The sequence below is a fragment of the Microbacterium memoriense genome (assembly GCF_025398275.1).
In the GTDB taxonomy this organism is placed as follows: Bacteria; Actinomycetota; Actinomycetes; order Actinomycetales; family Microbacteriaceae; genus Microbacterium; species Microbacterium memoriense.
Genome location: NZ_JAODOR010000004.1, coordinates 194,997 through 221,879, shown reverse-complemented (window position 1 = coordinate 221,879; position 26,883 = coordinate 194,997). Strand labels below are relative to the sequence as shown.

Genomic DNA, 26,883 nt, shown 5'->3' with positions numbered 1-26,883 from the left:
ATCAGTGCGCCGGCGCCGCGAGATGCCCGGCGATGACGCCCGCGAGTGCGACGGCTCCGGCTTCCGCGAGCACGACGGTGTAGTGGTTGAACTCCTCCCACCGCTGATGCTGCATCTCCGGGTGCTCCGCTAGTAGCGCAGCGAGATGATCGCGGGGGTAGAGGCCCGGTGACTCGTTCTGCAGGCCGCGCGGCACCGTGATCAGCGTCGTCGGCCGATGGATGCCTCGGACGGCATCGAGGATCGTGGTGCCCGTGTGGAGATCGACCGTGTCTTCGACTGTCATCGCGTAACTCGTGGCGGGTCGAAGAGTGTCTCCGTCGGGCACGAGATCGTATGCCAGGTAGCGCTCCAGCGCGGGAGTCCACTCCCCCACGAACGCGGGGTGTCCGCGCCAGAAGTCGAGGTAGGCGTCGGTATCGGCGAACCGCATCGACAGCCGCGCCGCGGTCGGCCCCAAAATGGCCGCCACCAGCTCGTCCGGGCTGAGTCCGGTGGGAGCGGCGAGCGGGAGACCACCGTCGACGAGCAGGAGATGGGTGACGAGCTCGGGATGCAGGTACGTGAAGACGACGCTGACGAATCCGCCCATCGAGTGGCCGACGACGACCGTGGGCGCAAGATCGAGGTCCTCGAACACGGCGGCGAGGTCGGCGGCATGTGCGCGCATGCCGGCCGGCCCCTGCAGAGCGTTGCTGTGCCCGCGGCCGCGGAGGTCCGGCGCGATGATCCGAACGCCGGGAAGCGCCTCGGCGAGAAGCTCCCAGGCGAGGTGGGAGGAGGTGACACCGTGGACGGCGACGACCGTCGGCGCGTCCGGGTCCTCGGTATCCCAGACGCCTACCGCCAGTTCGCCTCCGGGGACCGGCACCGATACGACGCGATGGACGCGGGGGCTCATCGGGCCGACCAACCGCCGTCGAGCGTGTAGCTCGCCCCGGTGACCATGCCGGCGCGGTCCGAGACGAGCCAACCCACGAGTGAGGCCACTTCGTCGGCTTCGACGAGACGCTTGATGACGGTCTCGGTGAGCATGATCTTCTCGACGACGTCGCTTTCGGCGATGCCGTGGACCTTCGCTTGGTCGACGATCTGCTTCTCGACCAGCGGCGTGCGGACATACGCCGGATTGATGCAGTTGCTCGTGACGCCGTGTGGTCCGCCTTCGAGCGCCGTGACCTTCGACAGCCCTTCCAGCGCGTGTTTGGCGGCGACGTACGCCGATTTGAACGCGCTCGCACGCAGTCCGTGCACGCTTGAGACGTTGATGATCCGCCCCCACCCGCGCTCGTACATCGTCGGCAGCGCGGCTCGAATGAGGAGGAACGGGGACTCGACCATCAGCCGATGCATGAACCGCCAGCGCTCCGGATCGAACTCCTGGATCGGAGCCACGGTCTGGATGCCGGCATTGTTCACCAGGATGTCGACGTCGAGCTGCAGATCCTCTTGCGCCGCCGTGTCGGAGAGGTCGACCACCCAGGACTCGCCCCCGATCTCCGCGGCCGCCGCTGCGGCGGCATCGGCGTTGAAGTCTGCGACGACCACGTGCGCACCACGGGCAGCGAACTCGCGCGCACACGCCAACCCGATCCCGCTCGCACCCCCGGTCACGATCGCGCGCTTTCCCATCAGGTCTTGCTCAGTCATCGCTGCTCCCCGGTGTCCGCGCCGCGAGGGCGTTGCGGATGAACCGCATCATGTGGTCGATGATCTCCCCCGGCATGGCCGCGGGCGGGTTGCCCTGGTCATCGCGCTCCCACAACAAGAAGCGCATACCGATCAGTTCGCCGGCCCCCATCAGCGCCCAGGCGGTGACCTCGGGGTCGAGCGCGTCATCGACGTCTCCGGCGTGCTGGGCGGCCTTGAGTCCCGCTTCGTAGCCCTCGACGATGCGGGTGTAGTGCAGACGAAGCGTTTCCGGCGAAACGAATTCGGCTTCGCGGACCACGCGGTACAGCGCGGGATGCGCAGCGGTGAAGCGGAAGAATCCCTCGAACCCCGCACGCTCGGCCGCGATCCGATTCTCCGCCCCGGCCATCGCCTCGGTCATCGAGTGGCGCACGCGCCGGTTGAGGTCGATGACGAGCTCTTCGAAGATCTGCTTCTTGCTGTCGAAGTACAGGTAGAAGGTCCCGAGGCCAATGCCCGCACGCTCGGTGATCTTCACGATGGATGCCTCGTGGTAGCCGAGGGACGCGAAGACTTCTTCGGCCGCCTCCAACAATTTCCGGCGCGTCGTCTCGCCGCGTTTGGTGAGCGGCTTTCCTGTGGCCGACAGCGACGGCTCGTGCGCCGCGTCGCCCTCTGCGTGCTCAGTGATGCTCATGAGCGGTTCCCTTCACCAGGTCGATGGCCCGTTCGTGCAATCGAGAGCGGGCCAGCTTCTCGATCGTGGACCGCGGGAGTTCATCGAGGAACGCGACCCGCGCGGGAACTTTGAATCCGGCGAGTTCGGCGCGCGCGTGCGCGAGCACTTCGTCCTCGCTCAGTCGCGCACCCGGGACAGCCACCACGAAGGCGACCCCGCGCTCACCCCACACGGCATCCGGTACACCGACCACGGCTGCTTCGGCGATCGCGGGGTGCAGGCACAGCGCACGTTCGACTTCGGCGGGCGCGACGTTCTCGCCACCTGAGATGTAGATGTCCTTCAGCCGGTCGACGATGCGGATGACGCCCTCAGCGTCACGGTGGACGATGTCGCCGGTGCGGAGCCAGACACCGTCCGGCGTCTGCACGAGGGCTCGCGCCGTCGCCTCCGGGTCCCCCAGGTATCCCGCGAATACACTGGGTCCGCGTACCCAGAGCTCGCCGCTCGTGACCCCCTCCAGCGGAAGGTGCGCCGCCTCATCGACGATGCAGACGTCCACGTGGGGATAGGGGCGCCCGGCGCACAAGACGTTGGGCGCCGCTTCGGTCAGGCCATAGCCCTGCGTCAGGGGACGACCGGCATCCGCCCAACGTGTGGCGAGATCGTCCGGCATCGTCGCGCCGCCGACCAACGCCACCCGGAGGGTCGATGCGACGAGATCGGCGAAGCCGGGATCGTCCGCCAGCAGCCGGTACTGCGTGGGCACGCCCATCATCGCCGTGACTCCCCGGTCGGCAAGCAACTGCAGAATCCGACGCGGTTGGAACGACCTCTCCAGGACAACGGTCGCGCCCACCCACCATGCCAACAGCGGCTGGCAGTTCCACGCCGCCACATGGAACTGCGGCAGCATCGCCAGCACGACGTCGTCGGAGGTCAGCTGACTCGCGCCCGCCAACGCCAGGTTGTTCCAGAAGCAGTTCGCGTGCGTGAGGACAACCCCCTTCGGCGCTGCTTCGCTGCCCGAGGTATAGATCACCAGGAGCGGGTCGTCGTCGCGGACCCCGCGGTGCTCCCCCGGGCCGCCCGCGCGGAGCGGCACCGTGGCTTCGATCCCGGTCGTCCCGAGCGCGGCGACGACGGGTCGCTGCGCAGCCCGCCGGAACGCGTCGTCGGCGATGCCGATGTACTCGTCTTCGACGAGCACCAACGCCGGCTCCGACCGCTCGATGACCTCGCTGAGTTCGCGTGCGGAGAGCCGCCACGACAGCGGCACGAAAGCGATGCCCGCTTTCGCACACGCGAAGAACGCGACGACGTGATCGATCGAGTTGCCCGAGACCGTTGCGATGCGGTCGCCCGGGCCATACCCGGCACGCCGCAATCGGAGCGACAGCTCCCGGGCTCGGGTCTCGAGGTCGGCGTAACCGATACGCACCCCGCGGTCATCGATCGCGACATGATCGGGCGCGGAGGCAGCACGATCCGTGAGCCAACGGCCCACCGTGTGCGGACCGTCCGCGAACGTGGGCGCGCCCGGAACGATGTCGCTCACCCGCGCACCTCCGACGGTTCGGCGATCGTGTCGTCGACCTCGCTCCACTGCCGCAGCTGCGACCGCGTGCGCTCGCCTCGCCGCCGACGCACCCACGCGTCCAGCGTTCCGGCGATGCCGCCGGGAAGGAACATCACCACGAGGATGAACAGCGTGCCGAGCAGGAACAGCGGCTCCGACAGCGGGATGCGCAGCACATCGGGAAGGGACTGGATCCACTCCGACCGCGCGAGCACGGTCAGCCGCTGATCGAGGATCGTGTAGAGCACACCCCCCACGATGGCACCCCACCGGAACCCGACGCCACCGAGGACGACCATGACGAGCACCGTGATCGTGAGATCGGCGCCCACGGCACCCGGCTGAGTGCCGGACTGGAGCAACATGTAGGCGATGCCGGCGAGTGCCGCGCACAGTGCCGCGACGACGAAGACGATGAGCTTCGCCGTGTAAGGACGCAGCCCCAGCACCTGCACGCGAAGCTCGTTCTCGCGGGTGGCTTCGGCCAGGTGTCCGAGTCGCGAGCGGTCGACCCACAGCACGACGGCATAGACGATCACCAGGACCACGAGTGTGAACCAGTACAGATTGCGGGTGTTGACGACACCGACCAGCCACTCCGGAACGTACTCGGTCGGCAGGCGCAGCCCTTCCTCGCCGCCGGTGACGCTCTGATTCCGGCGCACGAGGACGGAACCGGCCTGTGCGAAGGCGAGAGTGACCATGGCGAACGGGATGCCGGAGACCCGCATCGAGATTGCTCCGGTGAACAGGGCGATCACGAGTCCGCCGAGAAGAGCGATCAGCACACCCGGCCAGAGCGGCACGCCGAAGAAGTTCAGCGCGAGTCCGAGCCCGTAGGCACCCGCACCGAAATACAGCGCGTGACCGAAGGACAGCATCCCCGCTGTGCCGAGCAGCAGGTTGTACGAGAGCGCGAGCGCCGCGAAGACCATACACAGCGACAGCAGCGCCAGGCTGCCGGGCGTGTACGTCGGACCGGGGAGGATGCCGGGGAGGGAGATGTTCACCAGCGGCAGGATCGCCATCACGACGACGAGCGCGGCGCCGACGAGGAACGGTAAGAAGGCGCCCTTCCGCCCGGGGACGAGGGTCGGCACTCCAGTGGTGACGGTCATGCTTTCCTCCCCATGAGGCCCCGTGGTCGCACCAGCAGCACGACCGCGAGCAGCGCGACGACGATGAAGTCCCCCGTGCCGCTCAGGTAGATGTTCGCGAACTGCTGCAGCACCGCGACGATGACCGAGGCGATCGCCGCGCCCGTCAGCGACCCGAGGCCACCGATGACCGTCACGATGAACGCGAAGATCAGCAGAGACGCACCCAGGTGCGCCGAGACGAAGGTCGTGTAGTGCATCGCCAACACACCGCCGATGCCGGCCGCGGCGCCACCGATCGCGAAGACGAGCGTGAAGCTCTTGCGCACGTCGATGCCGAGTGCCGTCACCATCGACCGATTCTCGACGCCCGCGCGGATGATCATGCCATACCGGGTTTTCTGCAAGAAGAGCACGAGTGCGATCAACACGATCGCGGCGGCCACCATCAGCACCCAGTAGGTGTTGGGGATGCGGGCGCCCAAGACCTCCGTCGTGCCCTTGAGCCACGGGGGTCCGGCGATAGTGACGGCATCTGTTCCCCAGATCCCTTCGAACAGCGCGACGGCGGCGAACGAGAGCCCGACCGTCACGAGCACTTGTTCGATGTGCCGCTCGTACAGCGGCCGGATCAAGATCAGTTCGGTCAGGGTCGCGAAGACGGCACCGACGACGGCGCCGACGAGGATCGACACGAGAAAGGATCCCCACGATGCCGTGCCGAGCGCTTGCGCAACCTGCCAGCCGACGAATGCGCTCAGCGTGAGGAAGGCTCCATGCGCGAAGTTCAGCACGTGCATGAGCCCATAGATGAGGCTGAGACCAGACGCCACGAGGAAGTACAGCGCGCCGAGGCCGATGCCGGTCACGAGGATGAGGACGATGCTGCTCACGTGTGCACCTCCGCGCTGACCCCGAGGAGACGTGTGGTGAGGGCCGGGTCGTCGAGGATCCCGCGTGCGGGACCGGTGTGGATGACGCGGCCACCGGCGATCACCACGGCGTCGTCGGCGAGCTGGCGCACGACTTCGAGGTTCTGCTCGACGAGGAGGATGGGGACGATCTTCGCCGCTTCTTGGAGAGCCCTGGCGACTTCGGCCACGATCTTGGGAGCCAATCCCTTCGTCGGCTCATCGACGAGAAGTATCTGGTTCTCGTTCAGCAGCGCGCGGGCCACCGAGACCATCTGCTGCTGACCGCCCGAGAGCGTGCCCGCAAGTTGCGCGCGGCGCGCGACGAGGTCGGGGAAGAGCGCGTCGACGAAGTCGCGCCGAGGGTTCTTCGTCCGGACGGCCAGCGCGAGGTTCTCGGCGACGGTGAGGCCGGCGAAGACCTCGCGGTCCTCCGGCACATAGCCCACGCCGCGCTGGACGATTCGGTAGGTCGGAAGCGTGTCGATCCGTTCGCCTGCGAGCGTCACCGCGCCCTGCCTGCTGATGAGGCCCAGGATGCCGCGGAGGGTCGACGTCTTCCCGACCCCGTTGCGGCCGAGGACGGCGGTGATGCCCGTCGCCGGCACGGAGAAGGTGACGTCCTCGACGACCTGCTGTCCGGCAATGGATGCCTTCAGATGCTCCACGGTGAGGATCGACTCGCTCATGCGGCGGTCTCCGTCGCCGCGATGCCGAGATAGGCGCTTTGCACCAGCGGATTGGCCATGATGTTCTGCGGAGTGTCGAAGGCGATGATCGATCCGGAGTACATGACCGCGACGCGGTCGACCAGCCCCATCAGGACGTCGATGTGATGCTCGACCATGAGCACCGTGCATCCGCTGATGCGCTGCATCTCACGGATGTTGTCGACGAGGCCCGGCACATCGCCCGAGGCGACCCCGGCCATCGGTTCGTCCAGCAGCACGGTCTTCGCGTCGGTCGCGAGCAGCACCGCGATTTCGAGCTTGCGTTTGTCGCCGTGGGAGATGTCGCCGGCCGCCGTGTCGAGCTTGTGGGTGAGGCCCACCTTGATCAACTCCTGCAGCGCGCGTTCCGTCGCCGCATCCGCCCGCCGCGGAAAGCGCAGCAGTGAGTAGTTGCCGCCGAGACCGACCTGCGCGGCCAGGCGCACGTTCTCCCAGACGCTCAGCCTCGGGAAGAGGCTCGAGGTCTGGAATGTGCGGCCCAGTCCCGCCCGCGCCCGTTGGGGCACGGACCGACCGGTGATGTCGTCACCGTCCATCAGGATGCTGCCGGCCGTCGGCCGTGTGACACCGGAGATCACGTTGAACAACGTGGTCTTTCCGGCGCCATTGGGCCCGATCACGCCGACGAGCGTGCCGGGTGCGATCTCGAGGTCGACGTCCTTGAGGATGGTCGCCCCGCCGATCTGCAGGCCGAGACCGCGGATCGACAGCGCGGACGGGACAGGGTCGCTCATCAGGTCTCTGTCTCTTTCGTGCTTACGGGGCTTCGGCGGGCGCGACGTCCTCGGCGGCGACGGTGTCGACCAACTCGGGGACGAAAGAGTCGCCGCCTGCGACGAGCTTGACCTGGTACATCTCCTGGATCAGCGCGTGATCTCCGGCGCGCACCGTGAGGCTGCCCTTGGGCCCGTCGAACGTGAAGCCTTCGAGCGCCGACACCATCGCGTCGACATCGCCTCGACCCTCAGCGATGGCGTGGACGAGCATGATCGCGGCGTTGAAGCCATCCGGCGTGAACAGGTCGGGCGTACCGCCGGCAGCCTCGACGAGCTCGATCATCGCGTCGTTCACGTCGCTCTCCGGGCCGCCGGGGAAGTAATAGTTCAGGAAGCTGATCTTCTCGGACGCTTCGCCGTACGCGCCGAACGTCGCCGCGTCGCCGAGACCCGTGACGACCGGGACGGCATCCAGCACACCCTGCTGGCTCATCGCCTGCCACATGGCGCCGGACGTGGCACCGGCCCAGGCGACGAAAACGAGGTCGGGGCTGCCGGTGAGGATCTGCTGGGCGAACGGAGTGAACTCGGTCACGTCTTCCGCGACCAGCACGCTGTTGACGGTCGCTCCCTTGGCACCGAGGATCGCCTTGACGGCGGCTTCGTTGCCCTGGCCGAAAGCGGTGTTCTGGGCGAAGACCGTGACGGTCTTGCCGCTCAGGTCGCCCAGGAACGTTCCGGCAGTGGCCACGTCCTGCGCGGACTGGCGACCGCTGCGGAACGTGTATTCGTTGATGCCGGTGAGCGCATCGGCGGCGGCGGGACCGGAGACGAACAGCACCCGGTTCTGACCCGCCTGCTCGGCGACAGCCGCGGCGACACCGGATGCTGCACTGCCGGCGAGGATCGTGACGCCCTCACCGATGAGCTCCTTCGCGGCTCCGACGGCGGTGTCGACGTCGCCCGCGTCGTCGCGGTAGTCGACGGTGATCTTCGTGCCATTGACCTCGTTCGAACCGTCGGTGGCATAGTCGAGGCCGGCCTTGAACCCATCGAGGTACTGTTTGCCGTAGCTGGCCAGAGCGCCGGTCTCGCTCGTGATCACTCCGATGGTGATCTCTGCCGGGCCGGCGTCGCCGGTCTCGCTCGTCGCGGTCGTGCCGACGGACGGCGCGCAGGCCGCCAGGGCGAGGGCTACCGTTGTGGCCACGGTCCCCAGGAGCAACTTCTTCGTAACCCGCATGTGCGTGCCTTTCACCATTGGAAGGAACCTGAGAACTGATTCAGGTACTGCAATCATGTTCAGGTTCGCCCGCCGTGTCAAACACCAGCGCGGTCACGATCTCATAACCGCGCGGCCCAGCGCCGCCGATTGCGCTGGTTGCGGACGAGAGCGCCCGCGGCGCGCGGTGCGGATCCGGCGCGCTCGAGACGAACCAGCGCAGTCGGCGGCGTACCCCGCACACGCGAAAGGCCCCGGATTTCTCCGGGGCCTTTCGGTGGTGCACCCCCTCGGACTTGAACCGAGAACCCATTGATTAAGAGTCAATTGCTCTGCCGATTGAGCTAGAGGTGCGCTCTGTTCGCTGCGAGGCGAACGAGGACCAACGTTACCATCCCGATGCCCAGGATCGCCAATCGAGGCACCAGCGGCACCGTATCCTGGAGGAGTGAGCTCCCCCTCCCCCCGGCCCTCGTGGAACGCGCCCTTCGACGGCGACCTGTCCGGCGAACTGGAGCTCGCTCTCCGACTGGCCGACGCTGCTGACGCAGTCTCGATGGCACGCTTCGACGCCCCCGATCTGGACGTACAGACCAAGGCCGACGCCTCGTACGTCACCGAGGCCGACCTGGCGACAGAACGCGCGATCCGCGGCATCCTCGCCGATGAACGAGCGTCCGACGGCATTTTCGGGGAGGAGTTCGGCACAAGCGGCGATGCTGCGCGGCAGTGGATCATCGACCCGATCGACGGCACCGCCAACTACCTCAAGGGCATCCCGATGTGGACCACCCTGATCGCACTGGCGATCGACGGGGTTCCCCGGGTCGGCGTCGCAAGCCAGCCCGCGCTCGGCCGCCGCTGGTGGGCCGCGACCGGACTCGGCGCGTGGACCAACACCCCCGCCGGGCCACCGCGACGACTGTCCGTGTCGACGGTGTCGGATGTCGCGGCGTCGAGTGCCAGCTTCCAGAGCATCGCGCAGTGGGATGAAGCGGGCCACACCGATGCCCTGCTCCGCCTCAGCCGCGCGGTCTGGCGTGATCGCGGTTACGGCGACACGTGGCCGTACATGCTGCTGGCCGAAGGGCGCCTCGAGTTCGTGGCCGAGTTCGGCGTCAAGGAATACGACATCGCCGCCCTCGTCCCGATCATCCGCGAAGCCGGCGGCACGTTCACCGACTTCGCCGGCGCCGAATCGGTGTCGTCTCGTTCCTCGCTGGCGACGAACGGCATCCTGCACGAGTCCTTCCTGTCCCTCCTCCACTCCCCCGCCTGAACGATCCGGACCCCTCCATGGCATCTGCCCGCGTCATCCCCACCGCCGTCCTCGCCAGTCTCGGCGCGCTGTCCCTGCTGTTGACCGGGTGCGCCACATCGGCACAACCGTCGCCGACGGAGACGACCGTGACCACCGCACCGAACCCGGACCCTAGCGACGGCGCAGCAGAGCCGATGCCGACCACGACCGCCACGGCCGGAGCGTCGGAGGCCACGTGCGACAACCTCGTGTCGGAGGAGATCCTCACCGACCTCACGGTGCAGGGATGGACCTACCGACAAGATCCGTTCACGGTCGGAGACCTCACCCTCGAAGAGGGGATGCAGTGCATGTGGGCCGATTTCACGACCGCGAGCGGCAACCTGCTCCTCTTCGGCTGGGCGCCCATCACGGAGGACGAAGCCGTGGTCGCACAAGACCAGCTCGTGGCGCAAGGCTGGACGATCGAGGAGGCTTCCGACGGGGTCTATGTCACGGAGGACGGCATGCAGGCTCCCACCGTGGACGAGAACGGCTACGGCATGACCTACGAGTTCGGCGATGGCTGGGTCACCGTCTCCGACACGAAGCAGAATCTGTTGCTGATCGAGAGGCCGCTGGGCTGACCGCAGACAGACAAAGACCCCGGCCCGCGTGCGCACACGCAGACCGGGGTCTTCCACTGGTGACAGTGACATCGTGGAGCTGGGGGGAATCGAACCCCCGTCCAACGCTGAGATACTGCGTTTTCTCCGGGCGCAGTCTGTGAAAACGTTCTGCTCGGCTCCGACCTTTGTCACAGACACCTAAGTCGACAAGCCCAGTCCCAGAAGAGTCCCGTGTGACGTCGAGACCCCGTCACACAGCAAGATCCCTAGATGACGCCAGGATCCGTAGCGGGATCGCCTACGGTCTGACGGAGTTCAGGCTCGCTTATGCAGCGAGGGCGAACTCAGTGCGCTTGGTTTCGGCACTTATAGTTTTGCAGAGATCGTTAACGAGATAACCCTGCATCCTCGGCCCGCTTCTCGCAGATTCGCAGGCGCTGTCGAAACCGATCAGCCCCGTGAGCCTTTCGACCTTTCGGCCGTGCGGCGAATGAGCCACTGTCACGCTGTGGAGTTGTGCTCGGATGCCGGGGCGCCCGAGCATCCCAGCCTATCACCGCGCGGCGTAGAGTCGCTCGTATGAGCGAGGTCATCATCACGGTCCGGGGTTCCGACGAAGCGCGTGTGGCTCCCGAACGCGCCGTCGCACACATTTCCGCGGCGGTCGACGGTCCGCAGCGCGGCGGTGTGGTGGAACGCATCGCGGCGCTCGCCGCGCCGGTGCGCGAAGACCTCGCAGCACGCAAGGCCGCGGGCACGATCGAAGACTGGTCGGCAGAGCGCGTCTCGATCTGGTCCGACCGCCCCTGGAACAACGAGGGTCATCAGCTCGACCTCGTCCATCACGCATCCGTGGACATCATCGCGACCTTCGCGGACTTCGTCGCCCTGTCTGATTGGCTCAACGGGATCGCCACGCAAGAGGGCCTGCACATCGGCGCGGTCAACTGGCAGCTCACCCCCGACACCCGCGCGCGCACCGAACGCGCGGTCGCCACGGCGGCTGTCGCGGTCGCCGTCGAACGCGCCACCTCGTACGCCGCCGCGATCGACTGCACCACGGTCACGCCGCTCGAGATCGCTGATCTCGGGCTGCTCACGCAAGGTCAGGAGACGGCGCCGAGCCCGCGGATGTTCGCTAGGACGGCGATCTCGATGGATGTCGGCGCCGCACCGGCGATCGACTTCCACCCCGAGGAAATCGTCATCACGGCCGCTGTCGAGGCGCGGTTCGCCGCGAGCTGACCGTCGATCCCGGCGCCTCGCCCGGCATCCGCCCGACTGCGGGTCACGAACTTCGCAGAATGTCGACATCTCCGCACCGGATGCCGCATCCCCCTGCGGAGATCGCGACATTCTGCGGTCATAGCGCCTGCCGGCGCGCGGACCGCGGTCAGTCGCCGAGGCGGTTGCGGGCGCGCATCGCCCGCTCGGCCTCGCGCTTGTCTTCGCGCTCGCGGATCGTCTGACGCTTCTCAAACTCGCGCATGCCCTTGGCGACGGCGATTTCGACTTTGGCCCGGCCATCGGAGAAGTAGAGCTTTAGGGGAATCAGCGTGTAGCCACCGGCCGACACCGCGTGCGACAGCTTGATGATCTCTTCCTTGTGCAGCAAGAGCTTGCGCGTGCGCTTGGACGCGTGGTTCGTCCAGTGCCCCTGCGCATACTCCGGGATGTGCACGGCATCGAGGTACGCCTGGCCACCGTCGATGTACGCGTACCCGTCGCTCAGGTTGGCGCGTCCCTCACGGAGCGACTTCACTTCGGTACCGGTGAGGACGAGCCCCGCCTCGTACGTCTTCTCGATCGCGTACTCGTGGCGCGCGCGACGATTGGTCGCGACGACCTTCTCTCCGCGTTCCTTGGGCATGTCCTCCCCCTCTCGATCCGGATGGCAGCCTGTCAGTCTACCCGGACCGCTGCCTCAGGTGCGCAACCATCGGCGGATCGCGAATCCGGCCGACAGTGCTGCGAGCAGGAGTCCGATCAGGATGATGATCGGGATGACGACAGCCGCATCCGATATGTCGACCCATTTGGTGATGAAGTCGATCCGGTCCTTCAGATAGCCGTTGACCCCGAAGTGGATGCCGGCGACGATCGCGCCGCCGGCCAACAGCGATCCGATGAAGGCGGCGAAGACACCTTCGAGGATGAACGGCGTCTGGATGAACCGGTTCGAGGCTCCCACCAATCGCATGATCCCGAGCTCTTTTCGCCGCGCAAAAGCGGACAGGCGGATCGTCGTCGAGATGAGCAGGACGGCAGCGATCAGCATGAGCCCCGCGATGCCGACCGCGATATAGGTCGCCACGGTCAGCGCCGAGAACAACGGCTCCAGGTATTGCAGTTGATTGCGGACGTTGTCGACACCCGGAGTGCCGTTGAAGGCCTCCGTGATGACGTCGGATTGGGCCGGGTCCACGAGATTGACCCAGTAGGTTTCCCCCAGTTGTTCGGGCGTGACGTAGTCGGCGTATTCCTGCCCGTAGAGGTCGAGGAGGTTCTGGTACGCCTCGTCCGATGACTCGAACCGAACATCGCGCACGACAGCGCCGAGCGCGGGGCTGTCGAGCTGGGCGGCGACGGCGTCGAGTTGCTCCTGCGTCGCGGCTCCGTCGACACAGGTCGTGACGGTCGAATCGGCGCGGCACATGAAGACGGCGACCTGGGCCCGATCGGCCCAATAGTCCTGCATCTTGCCGATCTGGATCTGCATGAGCATCGCCGCGCCGACGAAAGTCAGCGAGACGAACGTCACGAGCACGACGGAGATCACCATCGACGCGTTTCGGCGGAGTCCGGTGAGCGCCTCACCGAGGATCAGCTGCATCCTCATGTCGTGGGCCCCACTTCGTCCTCTTCCTGGCCGAGGCCCAATCGGTCGGCGACGCCGCGTCCGTCGGCATCGAGGCCGCCGATCCCCAGGCCGTCCAGGTCCACCGCCGGTGCGGCGATCTTGATGGGCCGGGTCCCGGGCGCGGGATCGACTTCCGGTTCTGTCGTCGTGGCGGGTGCGGGATCGGATGCCGGGACGACCGCGGCATCCGGAGCCGCCGGAGCCGGCTGTGCGGCGATCTCCCGCTGAAGCTGCAGGACGGCGGTCAAGGCTGCCGTGGCGGCCGCGCCCTTCTCCGCCTGCGGAGTCAGGCTCGGGATCGCGGAGGTGTCGCCGTATCCCCCGTGGCGATCGTCGCGCACCATGACTCCGCCGCGGAGCTCGATCACACGGCGCTTCATCTGGTCGACGAAGCCGGCCTCGTGGGTCGCCATCACGACGGTGGTCCCTCCGGCGTTGATCCGCGCGAGCAGCTGCATGATGTCGACCGATGTGGCCGGGTCGAGGTTGCCCGTGGGCTCATCGGCGAGGAGGATCTGCGGCCGGTTCACGAGAGCGCGCGCGATCGCGACGCGCTGCTGCTCACCGCCGGACAACTCGTGCGGCAATCGCTTGTCTTTGCCTTCGAGTCCGACGAGGGCGAGCACCTCGGGCACCGCTTGCTGGATGAACGCGCGCGAGGACCCGATCACCTGGAGCGTGAAGGCGACGTTTTGGAACACCGTCTTGTTCGGCAAAAGCCGGAAGTCCTGGAACACCGACCCGATGTGCCGACGGAAGTACGGAACCTTGCGGCTCGACAGGGAGTGCAGATCACGGCCGAGGACGACGACGCGACCCTCGCTCGGCTGGTCTTCGCGCAGGATCAGCCGCAGACACGAGGACTTGCCCGAGCCGGAAGCCCCGACGAGGAAGACGAACTCACCGCGCTGGACCTCGAAGTCGACGTCGTTCAACGCCGGCTTGCTGGTCCCACGGAATCTCTTGGTGACGTGCTCGAACCGGATCATGACCTGACGAGCCTAAGCGGGTCACGGAAGGATGCCGGATGCGACACCCCGCGGGTCACGACCTGGTGAGCTGACCCCGCACGATCGAATCGCCCGAGTGCTCGGCACCGCCGTCGGTCGGTTCCTGCGAGACATCGACGACCGAAAACCGACTCGTGTCGACGTCGCCCGGCACGGTGAAGGATCCGGCGCTGCCGTCGAGGACCCCGAGACTGACCAACGCCGAACCGTCCTCGGCGAGAAGCCACACTTCTCGGAATCCGTCGTCCGGCACGTCCGCATCGAGTTCGACGCGCACGTGCTCGGTGCCATCCGGCTCCCGCTCGAGCTCGGCGGTACCCCGCGCACCGGGATGGTCGGGGAATGCGTCGAGTGTCGCGGTGGCGATGCCGACGGGGCGTGGGATCAGGATCACGAGGGCGATCGCGACTGCGGCCGCGGCGGCCGTCAGCGCGCTCACAACCAGCGCGAGCCGAGGACCTCGACGGCGACGGGGCGCGTGGTGTCGCCGCGAGGATGTCTCGGCCGGCGGGATCACGGAAGCCACGGCCGGGCTGTCGGCCGCCACCTCCACCGCGATCGCCTCCCAGACGTGTTCGCCGGGCGTGGACAGCCCATCGGGCGCGCTCGAACGCCCGGCGCGGACGGCGCGGCGGAGGGCGCGAAGGTCATCCTGGCACTGGTCGCACTGCGCGAGGTGCCCACTGTCGTCATGAGCGAGGGCGTCACCTTCGAGGGCCTCGATCGCGAGATGGTCGGGATCAATATGCGACACGGTTGCCCTCCAATCTGGTCCGCATCCGCTGCAAACTCCGCCGCAGATGACTCTTCACCGTGCCGAGCGGCATGCCCAGCCGTTCCGAGATCTGCGCGTGTGTCAGGTCATCGTAGAACGCCAGACGCACGACGCTGCGGGCATCCGGTTCGAGAAGCTCGAGTTCCTGTGCCACCAGGATCGCGTCGGCGACATCGGGCTCTTGCTGCACCGCGGGCTCCGCCTGCTGTTGCAGGGCGCCCAGCACCCGGGCGCTGTGCGCGCGCACACGGTGGGCATCGGCGATCCGTCTGCGCGCGATGGTGATGAGCCAGGTGGACAGCGACGCGCGCGCCTCGTCGTAGCTCTCGCGCGCTTTCCACGCCGAGACGAAGGTCCCCTGGGTGACGTCCTCGGCTTCGCTCTGATCGCCCAGCGATCGCAGGGCCAGCGTGTAGACCAGGCGGGACCACCGATCGTAGATCTGCTTGAGGGCCGCAGCGTCGCCGTCGGCGAATGCCCGCGCGATCTGGCGGTCTTCATCGTCGTCGATGACGTCTCCCTCCGGGCCGCCGCACACGGCCGCCATAGCCATCATGCATCCAGAGGACGGGCGACGGCCACCACATTGTCGCTATAGGACCGGGTGGCCTCGTCGAAAGAGCCGCCACAGGTGATGATCACCAGCATCCGCTCGCCTGTACGGGCGAAATACTGTGCGACGGGAAGTTCCGCCCGAGGAATGTAGGTCACCGACGTGACCTCGAAGGCGTGCACGACGCCGGCGGCATCGGTCACGTCGATCACGGACCCGACCGGCAGGTCGCGGAGCCGCCCCAGCGGACCGACCCCGTACACGCGCGAGTCGACGTGCGCCGCCACCACCGCTGAGCCTTCGGGAGCCCCCGGGGTCGGTCCGAAGCGATACCATCCGGCTTCGGAAGGCCGCGTCGGGATGTCCATCGAGCCGTCGTCCTTCGCGCCGACCGGCGTGATCGGCAGGACTGCCTCGATCGCGTCGATGCGCATCTCCGTGGGCGGGATCTGCGCAACGACGGGCGGGGCAGTGGCCGGAGCGACCGGCACGTCGAGGACGGCCGTCGGCCGCGGTGCAGGGGTCACCGCGGCCGACGTCTCCTCCCCGCTGGGGACGGAGGGAGAGCAACCCGTAAGGAGCGACACGGCCACGACCACGGCAGGGAGGGAGACTCCGCCGAGAACGGAAAGACCGCGATCGCCCATGATCACGAGTGCGCGTGCGCCGTGCGGCGACGAACGATCACCGCGGCTCCCGCGACCAACAGCAGGCCGCCGGCGAGGAGCAGCGCCGGGGTCGAACCAGCGCCACGGTTCTCTGCGACGAGACCGGCCGAACCGGTGTTCACGCCGTTGGGGTCGGAGTGCAGGCCGTCGATCGTCTGCACGGCCAGGGCGAGGTTGCTGTCAGCAGCACTCCCCCACGCGTAGACGATCGTCAGCGATCCTTCCGCCACGGTGACGTCTGTCGGGCCGAGCACCGGGTCGGTCGTGCCGGCCAGGGCGACGGCGGCAGAGACCGTTCCGGCGGGAAGGTTGAGCGTCGCCTCATTCGGGTTGGTCAACCCTTCCGCGACGGCGGCACCCCCAGCCAGGATGTCGACGGCGGGAGCCGCTGCGACGTGCCGGACAGTCAGTCGCCCTTCGCCTGCCGCGGTCGTGGCCGTCTCGTTCGTGAACAGCTTCGCGCTGGGCTCGCCGGCCTCGGTGAGGTGGGCGACGGCTGTGTACGACGTGTTGGCGGCCAGTGTGAGAGTAACCGGGCCCAGCACGGGTGCGGAGGCGTCGGGGGCGTCCGTTGCCGTCAACGCGACTTCGTAGTCGCCGGCAGCGAGCATCAGCGGCCCGGCGAGGTCGCCGGGCTGGAAGTCGTCGATCGTCAACGCACCATTGACGTAGACATCGACGGGTGTGTCGGGAATGCCGTGCAGGACGGACAGTGACGCTTCATCGGCCGCCGAGGCGGGGGCCGCGAAGCCGAGCGTGGCGAGCGCTGCGGCAGCAATGCCGACAGCGATCCTGGATCGCATCATGATGTTCTCCTTCCGCGCGGCGCGCTGTTCGCGCCGTCACAGATGTATTCGCCCGAATCGAGAGATTCGGATGCACCTGCGGAAGAATTTCTTCGCGGAAGTTTCCCGGTCGCGCGCGGACACGGGGTCCGCGGGGCGTCAGTCGTCGTCTTTGCGCTTGCGCCAGCGGATGCCGGCCGCAATCAGACCGTCCAGATCACCGTCGAAGACGGAGGCTGGGTTTCCGACCTCGTAGCCGGTGCGGAGGTCCTTGACGAGTTGCTGGCCGTACAGGAAGTACGAACGCATCTGATCGCCCCAACTCGCCGTGATCGTGCCGGCGAGTTCCTTCTTCGTGGCCGCCTCCTGCTCCTTCTGCAGGAGCATGAGTCGGGTCTGCAGCACGCGCATCGCGGCCGCACGGTTCTGGATCTGCGACTTCTCGTTCTGCATCGACACGACGATGCCGGTCGGAAGGTGCGTGATGCGCACCGCAGAGTCGGTCGTGTTGACGGACTGGCCTCCCGGACCCGACGAGCGGAACACGTCGACACGAATGTCGCCTTCCGGCACCTCGACTTCCTTGGCCTCTTCCATCACCGGGATGACCTCGACGGCCGCGAAGCTCGTCTGGCGTTTGTCGGCACCGCCGAACGGGCTGATGCGGGCGAGACGGTGGGTGCCCGCTTCGACCGACAACGTGCCGTAGGCGTAGGGCGCATCCACTTCGAACGTCGTTGATTTGATGCCGGCGCCCTCCGCGTAGGACGTGTCCATCACCTTGACGGCGTACTTGTGTCGTTCGGCCCACCGCAAGTACATACGCAGGAGCATCTCGGCGAAGTCCGTGGCATCGTCGCCGCCGGCACCCGAGCGGATCGTGACAACAGCCGCGCGATCGTCGTATTCGCCGTCGAGGAGAGTCTGCACCTCGAGTTGACCGATGACCGTCTGGAGATCTGAGATTTCCTTGCGCGCCTCGGCGGCGGTGTCCTCGTCATCCATCTCGAGGGCCATCTCGACCAGGACGTCGAGGTCGTCCAGTCGCTGCTCGACGTCCGTGACGCGCTTGAGCTCGGATTGGCGGTGACTGAGGGCGCTCGTGACCTTCTGCGCCTTCTCGACGTCGTCCCAGAGGTCGGGCGCGCCGGCCTCTTCGGAGAGTCGGGCGATCTCGGCGCGCAGAGCGTCGACATCGACGACCGCTGCGATGTCGGAGAACGTGGACCGCAGGGCCTGGATTTCGGGGGCAGGATCGAATTCAAGCATGACAGTCCAGACTAACGTGAAGAGCGTGACCGCAGCCCACCCCACCTCGTCGATGGGCGGGGTGCTGTGGCGGTTGGCGCCGATGATCTACGGCCCGACGGTCTTGTTCGCCCTCGGCGAGGGAGCCGTGATCCCCCTGCTGCCGGTGATCGCTGCAGAGCTCGGCGCCGATGTCCCGACCGCGGCGCTGGTGGTCTCTGCGCTCGTGGTCGGTCAACTCGTCGGCAACATTCCGGCGGGGTGGGCGGTCGCCCGCGTCGGCGAGCGCGTCACGATGGCCTTCGGCGGTGTTCTCGCACTCGGCGGCGTCGCCGGGCTTCTGGTCGCGCCGAGCTTGCCGGGGCTCGCCGCGGCGGTCTTCCTGATCGGTTTCTGTGCGGCGACCTTCGGGCTCGCCCGGCATTCGTTCATGACGACCCGAGTGCCGTTGGCGTACCGTGCTCGGTCGCTGTCTCTCCTGGGAGGAACGTTCCGCCTCGGCATGTTCGTCGGTCCCTTCGTCGCGGCGCTGCTGCTCGCGATGCTCCAGGATGAGCGTGCGACGGTGTGGTTCTTCGGCGCCTGCCTGATCGCGACGGTGCTCCTCGTTCTCCTGGGTCCCGACCCCGAAGTGGTCGCATCGCCGTCCGCGTCGACGGCATCCACAGGTGACGACGTCGACACCGGCGAAGCCGTCACCGGGTCGATTCCGCTCCAGCGTCGTGCAGGTGTGTTCCGAACGATGTGGCAGTACCGCGGCGTGCTCTCGCGGCTCGGCGTCGCGGCGGCGTCGCTGTCGGCGGTGCGCTCGGCACGGCAGATCGTGTTGCCACTCTGGGGCGTGTCCATCGGGCTCGACGCCCAGACGATCGCCCTCGTCGTCGGCGTGTCGGGGGCGATCGACTTTGTCCTGTTCTACGCGAGCGGCCAGGTCATGGACCGCTTCGGGCGACTCTGGGCGGCGCTCCCGGCCATGGTCCTGATGGGTGCGGGCTTCGTCGCGCTGTCCTTCACGCATGACCTCACCCAGTCGGCCCTGTGGTTCGCCCTGTTCGCGGCGGTCCTCGGAGTCGGAAACGGCCTCTCCAGCGGCATCCTCCTCACGCTCGGCGCCGATGTCGCCCCGCAGGCCGACCCGGCGCCGTTCCTCGGCTCGTGGCGAACATTGACGGATGCCGGCGGCGCGATCGCGCCGCTCACGGTGTCGGCTCTCGCCGCCGCGTTCTCCCTGTCGATCGCCACGGCGACGATGGGCGTGATCGGCCTGCTCGGCGCGCTGGCGTTCCTGCGCTGGGTGCCGCGGTTCGTGCCGCGCGAGAGCTGAGCGCGCGTCAGCGCAGCGCCGTTCGGCTCGTGGCGGTCGCCTCGAGCGCAACCCCCTCGGGAACGAAGATGCTGAGCACAGGAGGTCGCCAGCGCGTCGACACTGTCACCCGCGCCGAGACACCGTCGTCCGTGCCGGCGGCCACGAGTACCGTGTCGTCGTAGACCGCGAGGATGTCCTCTGCTTGCGCACGGATGCCGGCGTTCGTCAGTGCGGCCAGCGGCTCCCCGTCCGTGATCGTCAGCGTGAATCCATCGGCGCCGGCCAGGGCAGCCGCATCGGCCGCGGCATCCACGCGCTTCTGCGCCAGGTAAAGGCTGGTCGCGTCGACGCACACGAGAACGAGCGCGATCGCGAGCAGCGCATAGCCGAGGGTGAGGAGCAGGACACTGCCCTCATCATCCACATGCGCGGGGCGGGGCATCACGGCGCTCCCTCCCAATACCGCGAGACTTTCTGCGCACCCGTGGCCTCGACCGGCACGCGGGCCAGACTTTCGAGCCCGAGCACAGCGGGGACGAGCGGCAACGCGACGCTCGCGGACAGGGTGACGAGGAGGGTGGCGCCCGCCTCGGGACACATCGATGCGCCGCGTGCGCAGGTGATGTCGATCCTGACGGTGTCGCGATCGATGCCGTACTCCTGAGCGATGGCGGCGATCACACGCTCCGCCCGGGCGTCCGCTGTCGCGGCGTCGTCGGACGTCGCAATCGTCCGCGCGAGCTGGCGAGCACCGGCCTCGACGCCGAGAGCGTGCCCCTGGATCGCGCCGAGCGCGACGATGAGGTAGACGATCGGCACCAACAGGATCAGGCCGACGAGGATGAACTCCAGTGCGGCAGATCCGTCCTGTCCGGAGTCGTCAATCGAAGGATTCTCGCGGTGCATGTGCGCTGACCTCCATCCCCGCGGGCAGCCCGAGCAGCCCGATGAGCGGCAGAGTCGCGACGACGGTGACCTCGATGGCGGGCACGCCGAGAGCGGTCGTATCGCGCGCCGATACGCTCGCGTCCAATCCGTTCACCGCGGCGTGGATCAGGCGCTCGGTGCGTGCCGCACCATCGGCGAGCGAGGTGTCAGCGAGAGCGCCATGATAGGCGCCTTCCACGGCAGCATCGTGAACGACATTGCGGACGTAGACCGCGAGCCCCAGCTGCACGACTGCCAGCGTCAGGACCGTGAGGAGAGTCCCCACGAGGACGAACTCCACCGGGCTGGAGCCCCGATCGTCCTCGCGCAGCGAGAGCATGACGCGTCAGAACCCGGACACGCGACTGATCGCATCGGTGAAGAGGTTGGCCAGTGCCGGCCCCGCGAGCGCCCAGATCGCCACGACGAGTCCTGCGGTCATCAACGTGACCAAGACCCAGCCGGGCACGTCACCCCGTTCGTCGGTCGTCGTGTCCTTCCATGCAGAGCGCACGGCGCCCCATCCTGTGCGGATCATGTCCGCCTCCTTTCGACCGTCGACGGTCATCCGATTCCGAGTTTCAGCAGGACGATCCCGGGGAAGACGGCGAAGAGAACCGACAACGGCAGGATCAAGAAGACCAGCGGCAGAAGCATCAGGATTTCCTTACGCCCCGCGGCTTCGATGAGCCCGCGCTTCGCGTCTTCGCGGGCATCGACGGCCTGATCCTGCAGGACCTGGGCGAGCGGCGCACCGCGGTCGATCGCGGAGACGATGTGCTCGATGGCCCGCGAGAGCGCGGGGACGTCGACGCTCCGCGCCAGATCGAGGAGCGCATCAGACAGGCTCGAGCCGGTGCCGCTGGCAAGGACCGCACGGCGCAACTCGGCGGTCAGTTCGCCCGTGCCGATGTCGCCCACGCGGCGCAAGGCGTCCCGCAGGCCTTCGCCGGCCGACAAGCACAGCGCGAGGAACTCCAGGACGGTCGGCAACTCGTCCTCGATCCGCGCGGTGCGCGTGCGCGCGGCGAGCGTCAACCGGTAGTCACAGAAGACGATCGCCGCGACGGCCACGAGCGGCGGGAGGAGAACCGCGATCGGTCCACCGCGTCCGGCCAGCGACACCGCGACGGCGAGAACAGCACCGAGAGCCAACCCGGCGAGCGCCCACGCGAGCTGGGTGGCGCGGAAGGACAACACCGTCTGCGAGCGATCCGCCTGGCGCAGCCGCATGGCCAGTGCGTCTCCGCCGCCCCACGCGGCGATGACCCGATCGCGCACCGACCGCCAACCGGTATCCCATGCCGGCGCTGCGAGCGGCGTCAAACCCCGCGGATCTGCCACGTCGCGGACGTAAGGCGCGATCCGCCGCTCGAGGCTCGGTGCGGACCACTGGGGCACCCGCACGGCAGCCAGCAGAATTCCTGCGGCCAGCCCCGCGCCAAGGACGAGGGCAAACGCCAGCTCCGTCATGATGCTCATGCGAACCACCTCTGCGGCTCGGGCAGCCGGCCGAGCCGCAGCGTCAGCCGATAGGCGAACACCGAGACAGCCGCTCCGACCAAGACCACCACGACGCCGGCGGGACTGCCGTACGCAGCGGCTCCCTCCGGGCGCAGCGCCAGGAGTCCGAGCACGATCCACGGCGCCACCACGCCGACGACCGCCGCGCCGCGCACCCACGACTGACGCGCCTCGACTTCGGACCGGAGCGTGGCATCGGCGCGGACGGACGCGGACAGCGCCCGGAGGACCGCGGTGAGCTCGGTGCCGCCCACCTGGCGTGCCATTCGAAGCGTCTCGACGATCCGATCGGCCGCCGGGTCGGCGAGCGATGCCTTCAGCCGCAACGCACTGGAGTCGAAGTGCCCCGATGCCGCCATGTCCCCCGCAAACCGGGCGAACGCGGGACGTAACGACGGCGGTCCGCTGTCGGCGAGGGCTGACACGGCATCCGGCAGCGACATGCCCGCTCGGGCCGAGGCGATGAGGAGTTCACACACGTCCGACCACAGCGCACGACGCGAGGTCCGCAAGCGCCGCGCCCGCTGACGCAGCCACCCGAACGGTGCTGCACACCCCGCGATCGCCGCGACGAGCGCGACGGCGACGAGCCCGGTCGCCAAGAAGCTCACGGATGCCGCCACCACGCCACCGGTCACACCGATCACGACGGGGCGCGCAACGGGAGCGTGGGCGTAGCCGGCTTCCTGCAGCATCCGCGCGATCCTCCCATCGACGATGGGCGCCCTCTCTGCCGAAGTCCGAACGGGCCAGAGCCACGGGGACGCAACCAGCAGGACGCCGGCTGCAAGCAGAGCACCCCAGAGGATCGTCATCGCCGCTCTCCTCGAGCGACGACCTCTGTCTCGACACGGCCGTCGGACACAGTGCCGGTGCACCGCACGATCTCCTCCACGAAGCGATGCCCGTCGGCACCGCGGCGACAGTGCACGACGAGATCCACCGAGGCGGCGATCGCGGGGACCACGAAGCCGGAGTCGATGTTCTGACCGGCCAGAAGTGGCAGCGCGGCCAGCTTGCGGAGCGCGTCGTCGGCCGAGTTGGCGTGGATAGTCGCGGCACCCGGCACACCGGTGTTGAGTGCCAAGAGGAGATCGAGCGCCTCGGCGTCGCGCACCTCGCCGATGATCAACCGATCGGGTCGCATGCGCAGTGCTTCTTTCACGAGTCGGCGGAGACTCACCGATCCCGTGCCTTCGAGACTGGGTTGACGTCCTTGCAGAGCGACGATGTCCGGCGCCTGAGCGGCGAGCTCGAACGTCTCCTCAACCGTGACGATGCGGTGATCGGGTGGGCACGCGCCGATGAGCGCAGCCAACACGGTCGTCTTGCCGGCGTGCGTGGCTCCCGAGACCAGGATGCTGCTCCCGGACGCGAGTGCATCGGTCAGCAGGTCTGCGGCCGCGGGCGTGAGCGAGCGTGCGGCCACGAGATCATCCAGGGTGCGGTGGGATGTCAGGAACTTCCGGATATTGACCGCCCAGTGCGATCTCGTGATGTCTGGGATGACGCAGTGGAGTCGAGATCCGTCCGGGAGCGACGCATCGACGAACGGTTGACTGAGGTCGACACGGCGACCGGTGGAATGCAGCATCCGCTCGACGAGGTCGCGCACGGCCTCGTCGGTCAACACGAGCGGCGCGCGATGGCTGCGTCCCGCCCGCGCGAAGTAGACCCGGTCCGGTGAGTTGATCCAGATTTCTTCGACCGTCGGATCATCCAGGAGCGCCTGCAGCGGACCGAAGCCCGTCACCGACGCGAGCACCGCGCGCACGCACGCGGTCTCGTCCTCGATCAGGTCCAGTCCGCGCGCGAGTGCGAAGTCGTTGTGGGCGCGCACTTCTGCGGTGGCCAGCTGCTCGGCCCGGTCGGGGTGGCGCGCCGGGTCGGCCTGCTCGGCGCGCAGGCGATCACGTACCCGCTCGGCGACGGCCCGCACGGCGGACGCGTGCGTGTCCGTCGTGGCGGAAGAGACAGGGGCGAGACTCACCCCGGCATCCTGACAATTCCCCGGCGAGGTCACCGAGATTATCCACAAGCCGTTCCCTTGTCATGTGGTCGGACCACAGGTAGACTGACTCATCGTGCTGAGCATTCCCGACACCCTCTCCGTCCAGGCCGATGCCGCCGTCCACAAGGCCGGGGGCCTTCGCACCCTCGGACGGTTCGCGGTGTCGGGCATGCTCGCCGGCGCATACATCGGCATCGGCGTCGTGCTCATGGTGTCCACCGCCGGGCCACTTTTGGCCGCCGGTGACGGTCTCGCCAAGCTCGTCAGCGGACTCGTGTTCGGCGTTGCCCTCACACTGGTCGTCTTCGCCGGTGCGGACCTCGTGACCTCAGCGATGATGACCCTCCCCCAGGGCGCCCTCATGCGCGCCGTCTCCCCCGGACGGGCCGCTGCCACGATCGCCGTGACGTTCGTCATGAATCTCGCCGGCTCGCTCCTCTTCGCCGGCCTGATCGTCATCTCGGGAGTGCTCCACTCGAACGCGCCTGCCGGTCAGATGGTGTCCGGGATGCTGGAGAGCAAGGCGCATGAGAGTCCGATCGAGCTCGTCGTCCGCGGCATCCTCTGCAACGTTCTCGTGTGCCTCGCGATCTGGATGTGCGCCCGCGTCCACTCGGATGTCACCAAGCTCCTGCTGATTTTCGCCGCGATTCTCGCGTTCATCAGCTCGGGTTTCGAGCACGTTGTCGCGAACATGACGACGTACGGGATCGGGCTCTTCTCGGGCGATCCGAACGCGACACTGGGCTTGTTCGCCGGCAACCTCTTGTGGGTCGGACTCGGCAACCTCATCGGGGGTGCGGTGATCGTCGGGCTGGGCTACTGGATCATCGGCGGTTCGCCGCGACGCGACCGGATCGCGGCGAGCGCGGAGATCGCGCCGACGGAATCTGTCAGTCCTCGTCGATAGACTGCATTCACCGCGGGAGTGGTGAAATTGGCAGACACGCAGGATTTAGGTTCCTGTGCTTTCGAGCGTGTGGGTTCAAGTCCCACCTTCCGCACGGTAAGGGCCAGGAGGCTCACGCCAGTTCTACCGCCGACCGAACGCACGACCGACGGGACCCCCAGTGCACCAGATCGCCCTCATTCCCTGGCTCGACCCTGAGCTGATCATCAATTCAGCGGGCCCTTGGGCGCTGCTGGTGGTCTGCTTCATCGTTTTCGCCGAGACGGGCCTGCTCGTCGGCTTCCTCCTGCCCGGCGACACCTTGCTGGTCATCTCCGGCCTTCTCACGCACACGAGCGACATCTTCGGCGTCAACATCTGGATCGTGTCGCTGCTGATCGCCCTGGCTGCGTTCCTCGGTGGTGAAGTCGGCTACTACATCGGCCACAAGGGCGGTCCCGCCGTCTTCGAGAAGAAGGAATCCGGCCTCTTCAGCCGGAAGAACGTCGAACGCACGAACGCGTTCTTCGAACGCTACGGCGGACTCACCGTCATCCTCGCGCGATTCGTCCCGATCGTCCGCACCTTCGCTCCGGTCGCCGCGGGCGTCGGTCACATGCCGTGGCGCCGCTACTCGCTCTACAACCTGATCGGCGCGGTGCTGTGGGGTTTCGGCCTCACGATGCTCGGCTACGTCATCGCCTACATCCCCTGGGTTGCGAACCTGGTGACCGAGTACATCGACATCATCCTGTTGACGGCCGTCGGCGGCACGGCGATCATCACGCTGTGGCACTACTTCTCCGAGCGCCGGAAGGTCCGCAAGGAACTCGCCGAGGGTGCCGCTCCCGTCACGGATGCCGCCGAAGCGCAGGAGCTGACGCTCACCCCCGAGACGTTCGAGGTGGCCCCGGAGGTGCACCGCTCGGCACCGGAGGTGTTCGACGCCGGCGACGATGACCCACCGCGAAGCGGCAGCACACCTGCCGTCTGAGCGAGCGGTCTCAGGACGCTTTCTTCGCCCTCGACGTCTTCTTCTTCGGCGCCGGTGACGACGGGGCAGCGTCCTCTTGACGCGCCGCACGGCTCCGTTCGACGCTCGCCTTCAGCGCGGCCATGAGGTCGATCACCTCGCCTCCGGAATCCTTCTCGGACCGCTCACCGAAGGTCTCGGCCGTGTCGAGCGCGTCGCCCTTGTCGAGCTTCGCATCGATGAGGGTGCGCAGCTCCTGCTGGTACTCGTCGACGAACTGCGTCGGGTCGAAGTCGCTCGAAAAGCTCTCCACGAGCGATGCCGACAGCTCCAGCTCCTTGGCGGAGATCTTGACCGGCTCGTCGAGGGCGGCGAACCTCGCGGCGCGTACCTCATCGGCCCAGAGCAGGGTCTGCAGGACCAGCACGTCGTCACGGACCCGGAGCGCCGCGAGCCGTGTCTTCTGTCGCAGGGAGAACCGCACGATCGCCGTACGGTCGGTCTGTTCGAGTGTCTTACGCAAGAGCACGTATGCCTTCGGTGAGGCCGAATCCGGCTCGAGGTAATAGGCCTTGTCGAGCGTCAGCAGGTCGATCTGGTCGCTCGGCACGAACTCCACGACTTCGATTTCGCGACTGCGCTCGGCGGGGAGCGCGGCGATGTCCTCCGCGGTGAGCACGACCGTGCGTTCGCCGTCGTCGTAGGCCTTGTCGATGTCGGCGTAGGGCACGATCTCACCGTCGATCTCGCAGATGCGCTGGTAGCGGATGCGTCCGCCGTCGGCAGCGTGCACCTGGTGCAGCGGCACGTCGTGATCCTCCGTCGCCGAGTACACCTTGACGGGCACGTTGACGAGCCCGAAGGACAGAGCGCCTTTCCAGATCGTTCTCATCACCCCAGTGAACACCGGTCACAACT

The 26,883-nt window shown here is 67.6% G+C and carries 31 protein-coding genes, 2 tRNA genes and 1 other RNA gene; 7 read left to right on the top strand and 27 right to left on the bottom strand.

Going from position 1 to position 26,883, the window contains the following annotated elements; genetic code table 11:
* Position 1: 1 nt before the first annotated feature.
* The 10 genes from N4R40_RS03785 to N4R40_RS03740 all read right to left on the bottom strand — a co-directional run bounded on the left by N4R40_RS03785 (position 2) and on the right by N4R40_RS03740 (position 8,921).
* Complete coding sequence (locus N4R40_RS03785; RefSeq protein ID WP_261606025.1) at positions 2-871, bottom strand: alpha/beta hydrolase; 870 nt, start codon at positions 869-871, stop codon at positions 2-4.
* 26 nt (positions 872-897) lie between these two features.
* Positions 898-1,650, bottom strand: a complete 753-nt coding sequence (locus N4R40_RS03780; RefSeq protein ID WP_261606024.1) for a 3-hydroxybutyrate dehydrogenase — start codon at positions 1,648-1,650, stop codon at positions 898-900.
* The gene (locus N4R40_RS03775) at positions 1,643-2,329 is read right to left on the bottom strand and encodes a TetR/AcrR family transcriptional regulator (RefSeq protein ID WP_261606023.1); all 687 of its coding nucleotides are present in this window, start codon (positions 2,327-2,329) and stop codon (positions 1,643-1,645) included. Before N4R40_RS03775 ends, N4R40_RS03780 begins: the two co-directional genes overlap by 8 nt.
* Positions 2,316-3,869: a class I adenylate-forming enzyme family protein gene (locus N4R40_RS03770; protein WP_261606022.1), complete on the bottom strand. Its 1,554-nt coding sequence runs from the start codon at positions 3,867-3,869 to the stop codon at positions 2,316-2,318. The genes N4R40_RS03775 and N4R40_RS03770 overlap by 14 nt, the downstream gene beginning before the upstream one ends.
* A complete protein-coding gene (locus tag N4R40_RS03765; protein WP_261606021.1) occupies positions 3,866-5,008 on the bottom strand; it encodes a branched-chain amino acid ABC transporter permease in 1,143 nt (380 codons plus the stop codon). Before N4R40_RS03765 ends, N4R40_RS03770 begins: the two co-directional genes overlap by 4 nt.
* The gene (locus N4R40_RS03760; protein ID WP_261606020.1) at positions 5,005-5,880 is read right to left on the bottom strand and encodes a branched-chain amino acid ABC transporter permease; all 876 of its coding nucleotides are present in this window, start codon (positions 5,878-5,880) and stop codon (positions 5,005-5,007) included. The genes N4R40_RS03765 and N4R40_RS03760 overlap by 4 nt, the downstream gene beginning before the upstream one ends.
* The gene (locus tag N4R40_RS03755; protein ID WP_261606019.1) at positions 5,877-6,587 is read right to left on the bottom strand and encodes an ABC transporter ATP-binding protein; all 711 of its coding nucleotides are present in this window, start codon (positions 6,585-6,587) and stop codon (positions 5,877-5,879) included. The genes N4R40_RS03760 and N4R40_RS03755 overlap by 4 nt, the downstream gene beginning before the upstream one ends.
* On the bottom strand, positions 6,584-7,363 hold the full coding sequence (locus N4R40_RS03750; protein ID WP_261606018.1) for an ABC transporter ATP-binding protein: 780 nt from the start codon (positions 7,361-7,363) through the stop codon (positions 6,584-6,586). The genes N4R40_RS03755 and N4R40_RS03750 overlap by 4 nt, the downstream gene beginning before the upstream one ends.
* Before the next feature lie 22 nt (positions 7,364-7,385).
* Positions 7,386-8,588 carry a substrate-binding domain-containing protein gene (locus N4R40_RS03745; RefSeq protein WP_261606216.1) on the bottom strand — a complete coding sequence of 401 codons (1,203 nt, stop codon included), beginning with the start codon at positions 8,586-8,588 and terminating at the stop codon, positions 7,386-7,388.
* A 257-nt stretch (positions 8,589-8,845) separates the two neighbouring features.
* A tRNA-Lys gene (locus tag N4R40_RS03740) sits at positions 8,846-8,921 on the bottom strand.
* A gap of 94 nt (positions 8,922-9,015) precedes the next feature.
* Here N4R40_RS03740 and N4R40_RS03735 point away from each other — a divergent pair.
* Positions 9,016-9,846, top strand: coding sequence for an inositol monophosphatase family protein (locus N4R40_RS03735; RefSeq protein WP_261606017.1), 831 nt, complete (start codon positions 9,016-9,018; stop codon positions 9,844-9,846).
* A gap of 17 nt (positions 9,847-9,863) precedes the next feature.
* Positions 9,864-10,454 carry a nitrate ABC transporter substrate-binding protein gene (locus tag N4R40_RS03730; RefSeq protein ID WP_261606016.1) on the top strand — a complete coding sequence of 197 codons (591 nt, stop codon included), beginning with the start codon at positions 9,864-9,866 and terminating at the stop codon, positions 10,452-10,454.
* Positions 10,455-10,525: 71 nt separating this feature from the next.
* Here N4R40_RS03730 and ssrA read toward each other — a convergent pair.
* Positions 10,526-10,894: a transfer-messenger RNA gene (gene ssrA / locus N4R40_RS03725) on the bottom strand.
* Between the two features lie 121 nt (positions 10,895-11,015).
* Here ssrA and N4R40_RS03720 point away from each other — a divergent pair.
* Positions 11,016-11,681, top strand: coding sequence for an SIMPL domain-containing protein (locus tag N4R40_RS03720; RefSeq protein WP_261606015.1), 666 nt, complete (start codon positions 11,016-11,018; stop codon positions 11,679-11,681).
* Between the two features lie 148 nt (positions 11,682-11,829).
* Here the strand turns inward: N4R40_RS03720 and smpB are convergent, their stop codons facing one another.
* The 8 genes from smpB to prfB all read right to left on the bottom strand — a co-directional run bounded on the left by smpB (position 11,830) and on the right by prfB (position 18,356).
* Positions 11,830-12,306 carry an SsrA-binding protein SmpB gene (smpB, locus tag N4R40_RS03715; protein ID WP_261606014.1) on the bottom strand — a complete coding sequence of 159 codons (477 nt, stop codon included), beginning with the start codon at positions 12,304-12,306 and terminating at the stop codon, positions 11,830-11,832.
* Positions 12,307-12,360: 54 nt separating this feature from the next.
* Positions 12,361-13,275, bottom strand: a complete 915-nt coding sequence (gene ftsX, locus N4R40_RS03710) for a permease-like cell division protein FtsX (protein WP_261606013.1) — start codon at positions 13,273-13,275, stop codon at positions 12,361-12,363.
* Positions 13,272-14,285, bottom strand: coding sequence for a cell division ATP-binding protein FtsE (gene ftsE / locus N4R40_RS03705; RefSeq protein ID WP_261606012.1), 1,014 nt, complete (start codon positions 14,283-14,285; stop codon positions 13,272-13,274). Before ftsE ends, ftsX begins: the two co-directional genes overlap by 4 nt.
* Positions 14,286-14,340: 55 nt before the next feature.
* Positions 14,341-15,060 carry an anti-sigma factor gene (locus N4R40_RS03700; RefSeq protein ID WP_261606011.1) on the bottom strand — a complete coding sequence of 240 codons (720 nt, stop codon included), beginning with the start codon at positions 15,058-15,060 and terminating at the stop codon, positions 14,341-14,343.
* The gene (locus N4R40_RS03695) at positions 15,047-15,637 is read right to left on the bottom strand and encodes an RNA polymerase sigma factor (protein ID WP_261606010.1); all 591 of its coding nucleotides are present in this window, start codon (positions 15,635-15,637) and stop codon (positions 15,047-15,049) included. Before N4R40_RS03695 ends, N4R40_RS03700 begins: the two co-directional genes overlap by 14 nt.
* Positions 15,634-16,161, bottom strand: a complete 528-nt coding sequence (locus tag N4R40_RS03690) for a class F sortase (RefSeq protein WP_261606009.1) — start codon at positions 16,159-16,161, stop codon at positions 15,634-15,636. The genes N4R40_RS03695 and N4R40_RS03690 overlap by 4 nt, the downstream gene beginning before the upstream one ends.
* Before the next feature lie 122 nt (positions 16,162-16,283).
* A complete protein-coding gene (locus tag N4R40_RS03685; RefSeq protein WP_261606215.1) occupies positions 16,284-17,105 on the bottom strand; it encodes a DUF4397 domain-containing protein in 822 nt (273 codons plus the stop codon).
* 141 nt (positions 17,106-17,246) lie between these two features.
* A complete protein-coding gene (gene prfB, locus N4R40_RS03680) occupies positions 17,247-18,356 on the bottom strand; it encodes a peptide chain release factor 2 (protein ID WP_261606008.1) in 1,110 nt (369 codons plus the stop codon).
* 52 nt (positions 18,357-18,408) lie between these two features.
* Between prfB and N4R40_RS03675 the strand changes: the two genes are divergently transcribed.
* On the top strand, positions 18,409-19,659 hold the full coding sequence (locus tag N4R40_RS03675) for an MFS transporter (RefSeq protein WP_261606214.1): 1,251 nt from the start codon (positions 18,409-18,411) through the stop codon (positions 19,657-19,659).
* A gap of 7 nt (positions 19,660-19,666) precedes the next feature.
* Here N4R40_RS03675 and N4R40_RS03670 read toward each other — a convergent pair whose 3' ends face one another.
* From N4R40_RS03670 to N4R40_RS03640, 7 genes are read right to left on the bottom strand one after another with little or no spacing between them, the layout of a single operon-like run.
* A complete protein-coding gene (locus tag N4R40_RS03670) occupies positions 19,667-20,083 on the bottom strand; it encodes a pilus assembly protein TadG-related protein (protein ID WP_261606007.1) in 417 nt (138 codons plus the stop codon).
* The gene (locus tag N4R40_RS03665; protein WP_261606006.1) at positions 20,083-20,547 is read right to left on the bottom strand and encodes a TadE family protein; all 465 of its coding nucleotides are present in this window, start codon (positions 20,545-20,547) and stop codon (positions 20,083-20,085) included. The genes N4R40_RS03670 and N4R40_RS03665 overlap by 1 nt, the downstream gene beginning before the upstream one ends.
* Positions 20,522-20,908, bottom strand: coding sequence for a TadE family protein (locus N4R40_RS03660; RefSeq protein WP_261606005.1), 387 nt, complete (start codon positions 20,906-20,908; stop codon positions 20,522-20,524). The genes N4R40_RS03665 and N4R40_RS03660 overlap by 26 nt, the downstream gene beginning before the upstream one ends.
* Before the next feature lie 6 nt (positions 20,909-20,914).
* Complete coding sequence (locus N4R40_RS03655; RefSeq protein ID WP_261606004.1) at positions 20,915-21,106, bottom strand: hypothetical protein; 192 nt, start codon at positions 21,104-21,106, stop codon at positions 20,915-20,917.
* Between the two features lie 26 nt (positions 21,107-21,132).
* Positions 21,133-22,050, bottom strand: a complete 918-nt coding sequence (locus tag N4R40_RS03650) for a type II secretion system F family protein (RefSeq protein ID WP_261606003.1) — start codon at positions 22,048-22,050, stop codon at positions 21,133-21,135.
* Positions 22,047-22,907, bottom strand: coding sequence for a type II secretion system F family protein (locus N4R40_RS03645; RefSeq protein WP_261606002.1), 861 nt, complete (start codon positions 22,905-22,907; stop codon positions 22,047-22,049). Before N4R40_RS03645 ends, N4R40_RS03650 begins: the two co-directional genes overlap by 4 nt.
* A complete protein-coding gene (locus tag N4R40_RS03640) occupies positions 22,904-24,082 on the bottom strand; it encodes a CpaF family protein (RefSeq protein ID WP_261606001.1) in 1,179 nt (392 codons plus the stop codon). Before N4R40_RS03640 ends, N4R40_RS03645 begins: the two co-directional genes overlap by 4 nt.
* A 94-nt stretch (positions 24,083-24,176) precedes the next feature.
* On the opposite strand from N4R40_RS03640, the gene N4R40_RS03635 reads away from it, so the two are divergent.
* From N4R40_RS03635 to N4R40_RS03625, 3 genes are all read left to right on the top strand, one after another.
* Complete coding sequence (locus N4R40_RS03635) at positions 24,177-25,013, top strand: formate/nitrite transporter family protein (RefSeq protein ID WP_261606000.1); 837 nt, start codon at positions 24,177-24,179, stop codon at positions 25,011-25,013.
* 12 nt (positions 25,014-25,025) lie between these two features.
* Positions 25,026-25,107: transfer RNA gene (locus N4R40_RS03630), tRNA-Leu, on the top strand.
* A 66-nt stretch (positions 25,108-25,173) separates the two neighbouring features.
* Positions 25,174-25,986, top strand: a complete 813-nt coding sequence (locus tag N4R40_RS03625; protein WP_261605999.1) for a DedA family protein — start codon at positions 25,174-25,176, stop codon at positions 25,984-25,986.
* Between the two features lie 10 nt (positions 25,987-25,996).
* Here the strand turns inward: N4R40_RS03625 and ku are convergent, their stop codons facing one another.
* A complete protein-coding gene (gene ku, locus N4R40_RS03620) occupies positions 25,997-26,857 on the bottom strand; it encodes a non-homologous end joining protein Ku (protein ID WP_261605998.1) in 861 nt (286 codons plus the stop codon).
* Positions 26,858-26,883: the final 26 nt, after the last annotated feature.

What these genes read in the sequence shown, in the direction of transcription:
- ftsX (WP_261606013.1), bottom strand. Translation starts at nt 13,275, where the DNA reads ATGAGGATGCAGCTGATCCTCGGTGAGGCGCTCACCGGACTCCGCCGA.
- N4R40_RS03675 (WP_261606214.1), top strand. Translation starts at nt 18,409, where the DNA reads ATGGGCGGGGTGCTGTGGCGGTTGGCGCCGATGATCTACGGCCCGACG.
- N4R40_RS03650 (WP_261606003.1), bottom strand. Translation starts at nt 22,050, where the DNA reads ATGAGCATCATGACGGAGCTGGCGTTTGCCCTCGTCCTTGGCGCGGGG.
- N4R40_RS03745 (WP_261606216.1), bottom strand. Translation starts at nt 8,588, where the DNA reads ATGCGGGTTACGAAGAAGTTGCTCCTGGGGACCGTGGCCACAACGGTA.
- N4R40_RS03670 (WP_261606007.1), bottom strand. Translation starts at nt 20,083, where the DNA reads ATGCCCCGCCCCGCGCATGTGGATGATGAGGGCAGTGTCCTGCTCCTC.
- N4R40_RS03755 (WP_261606019.1), bottom strand. Translation starts at nt 6,587, where the DNA reads ATGAGCGAGTCGATCCTCACCGTGGAGCATCTGAAGGCATCCATTGCC.
- N4R40_RS03730 (WP_261606016.1), top strand. Translation starts at nt 9,864, where the DNA reads ATGGCATCTGCCCGCGTCATCCCCACCGCCGTCCTCGCCAGTCTCGGC.
- smpB (WP_261606014.1), bottom strand. Translation starts at nt 12,306, where the DNA reads ATGCCCAAGGAACGCGGAGAGAAGGTCGTCGCGACCAATCGTCGCGCG.
- ku (WP_261605998.1), bottom strand. Translation starts at nt 26,857, where the DNA reads ATGAGAACGATCTGGAAAGGCGCTCTGTCCTTCGGGCTCGTCAACGTG.
- ftsE (WP_261606012.1), bottom strand. Translation starts at nt 14,285, where the DNA reads ATGATCCGGTTCGAGCACGTCACCAAGAGATTCCGTGGGACCAGCAAG.
- N4R40_RS03695 (WP_261606010.1), bottom strand. Translation starts at nt 15,637, where the DNA reads ATGATGGCTATGGCGGCCGTGTGCGGCGGCCCGGAGGGAGACGTCATC.
- N4R40_RS03775 (WP_261606023.1), bottom strand. Translation starts at nt 2,329, where the DNA reads ATGAGCATCACTGAGCACGCAGAGGGCGACGCGGCGCACGAGCCGTCG.
- N4R40_RS03780 (WP_261606024.1), bottom strand. Translation starts at nt 1,650, where the DNA reads ATGACTGAGCAAGACCTGATGGGAAAGCGCGCGATCGTGACCGGGGGT.
- N4R40_RS03720 (WP_261606015.1), top strand. Translation starts at nt 11,016, where the DNA reads ATGAGCGAGGTCATCATCACGGTCCGGGGTTCCGACGAAGCGCGTGTG.
- prfB (WP_261606008.1), bottom strand. Translation starts at nt 18,356, where the DNA reads ATGCTTGAATTCGATCCTGCCCCCGAAATCCAGGCCCTGCGGTCCACG.
- N4R40_RS03765 (WP_261606021.1), bottom strand. Translation starts at nt 5,008, where the DNA reads ATGACCGTCACCACTGGAGTGCCGACCCTCGTCCCCGGGCGGAAGGGC.
- N4R40_RS03665 (WP_261606006.1), bottom strand. Translation starts at nt 20,547, where the DNA reads ATGCACCGCGAGAATCCTTCGATTGACGACTCCGGACAGGACGGATCT.
- N4R40_RS03685 (WP_261606215.1), bottom strand. Translation starts at nt 17,105, where the DNA reads ATGCGATCCAGGATCGCTGTCGGCATTGCTGCCGCAGCGCTCGCCACG.
- N4R40_RS03750 (WP_261606018.1), bottom strand. Translation starts at nt 7,363, where the DNA reads ATGAGCGACCCTGTCCCGTCCGCGCTGTCGATCCGCGGTCTCGGCCTG.
- N4R40_RS03645 (WP_261606002.1), bottom strand. Translation starts at nt 22,907, where the DNA reads ATGACGATCCTCTGGGGTGCTCTGCTTGCAGCCGGCGTCCTGCTGGTT.
- N4R40_RS03660 (WP_261606005.1), bottom strand. Translation starts at nt 20,908, where the DNA reads ATGCTCTCGCTGCGCGAGGACGATCGGGGCTCCAGCCCGGTGGAGTTC.
- N4R40_RS03655 (WP_261606004.1), bottom strand. Translation starts at nt 21,106, where the DNA reads ATGATCCGCACAGGATGGGGCGCCGTGCGCTCTGCATGGAAGGACACG.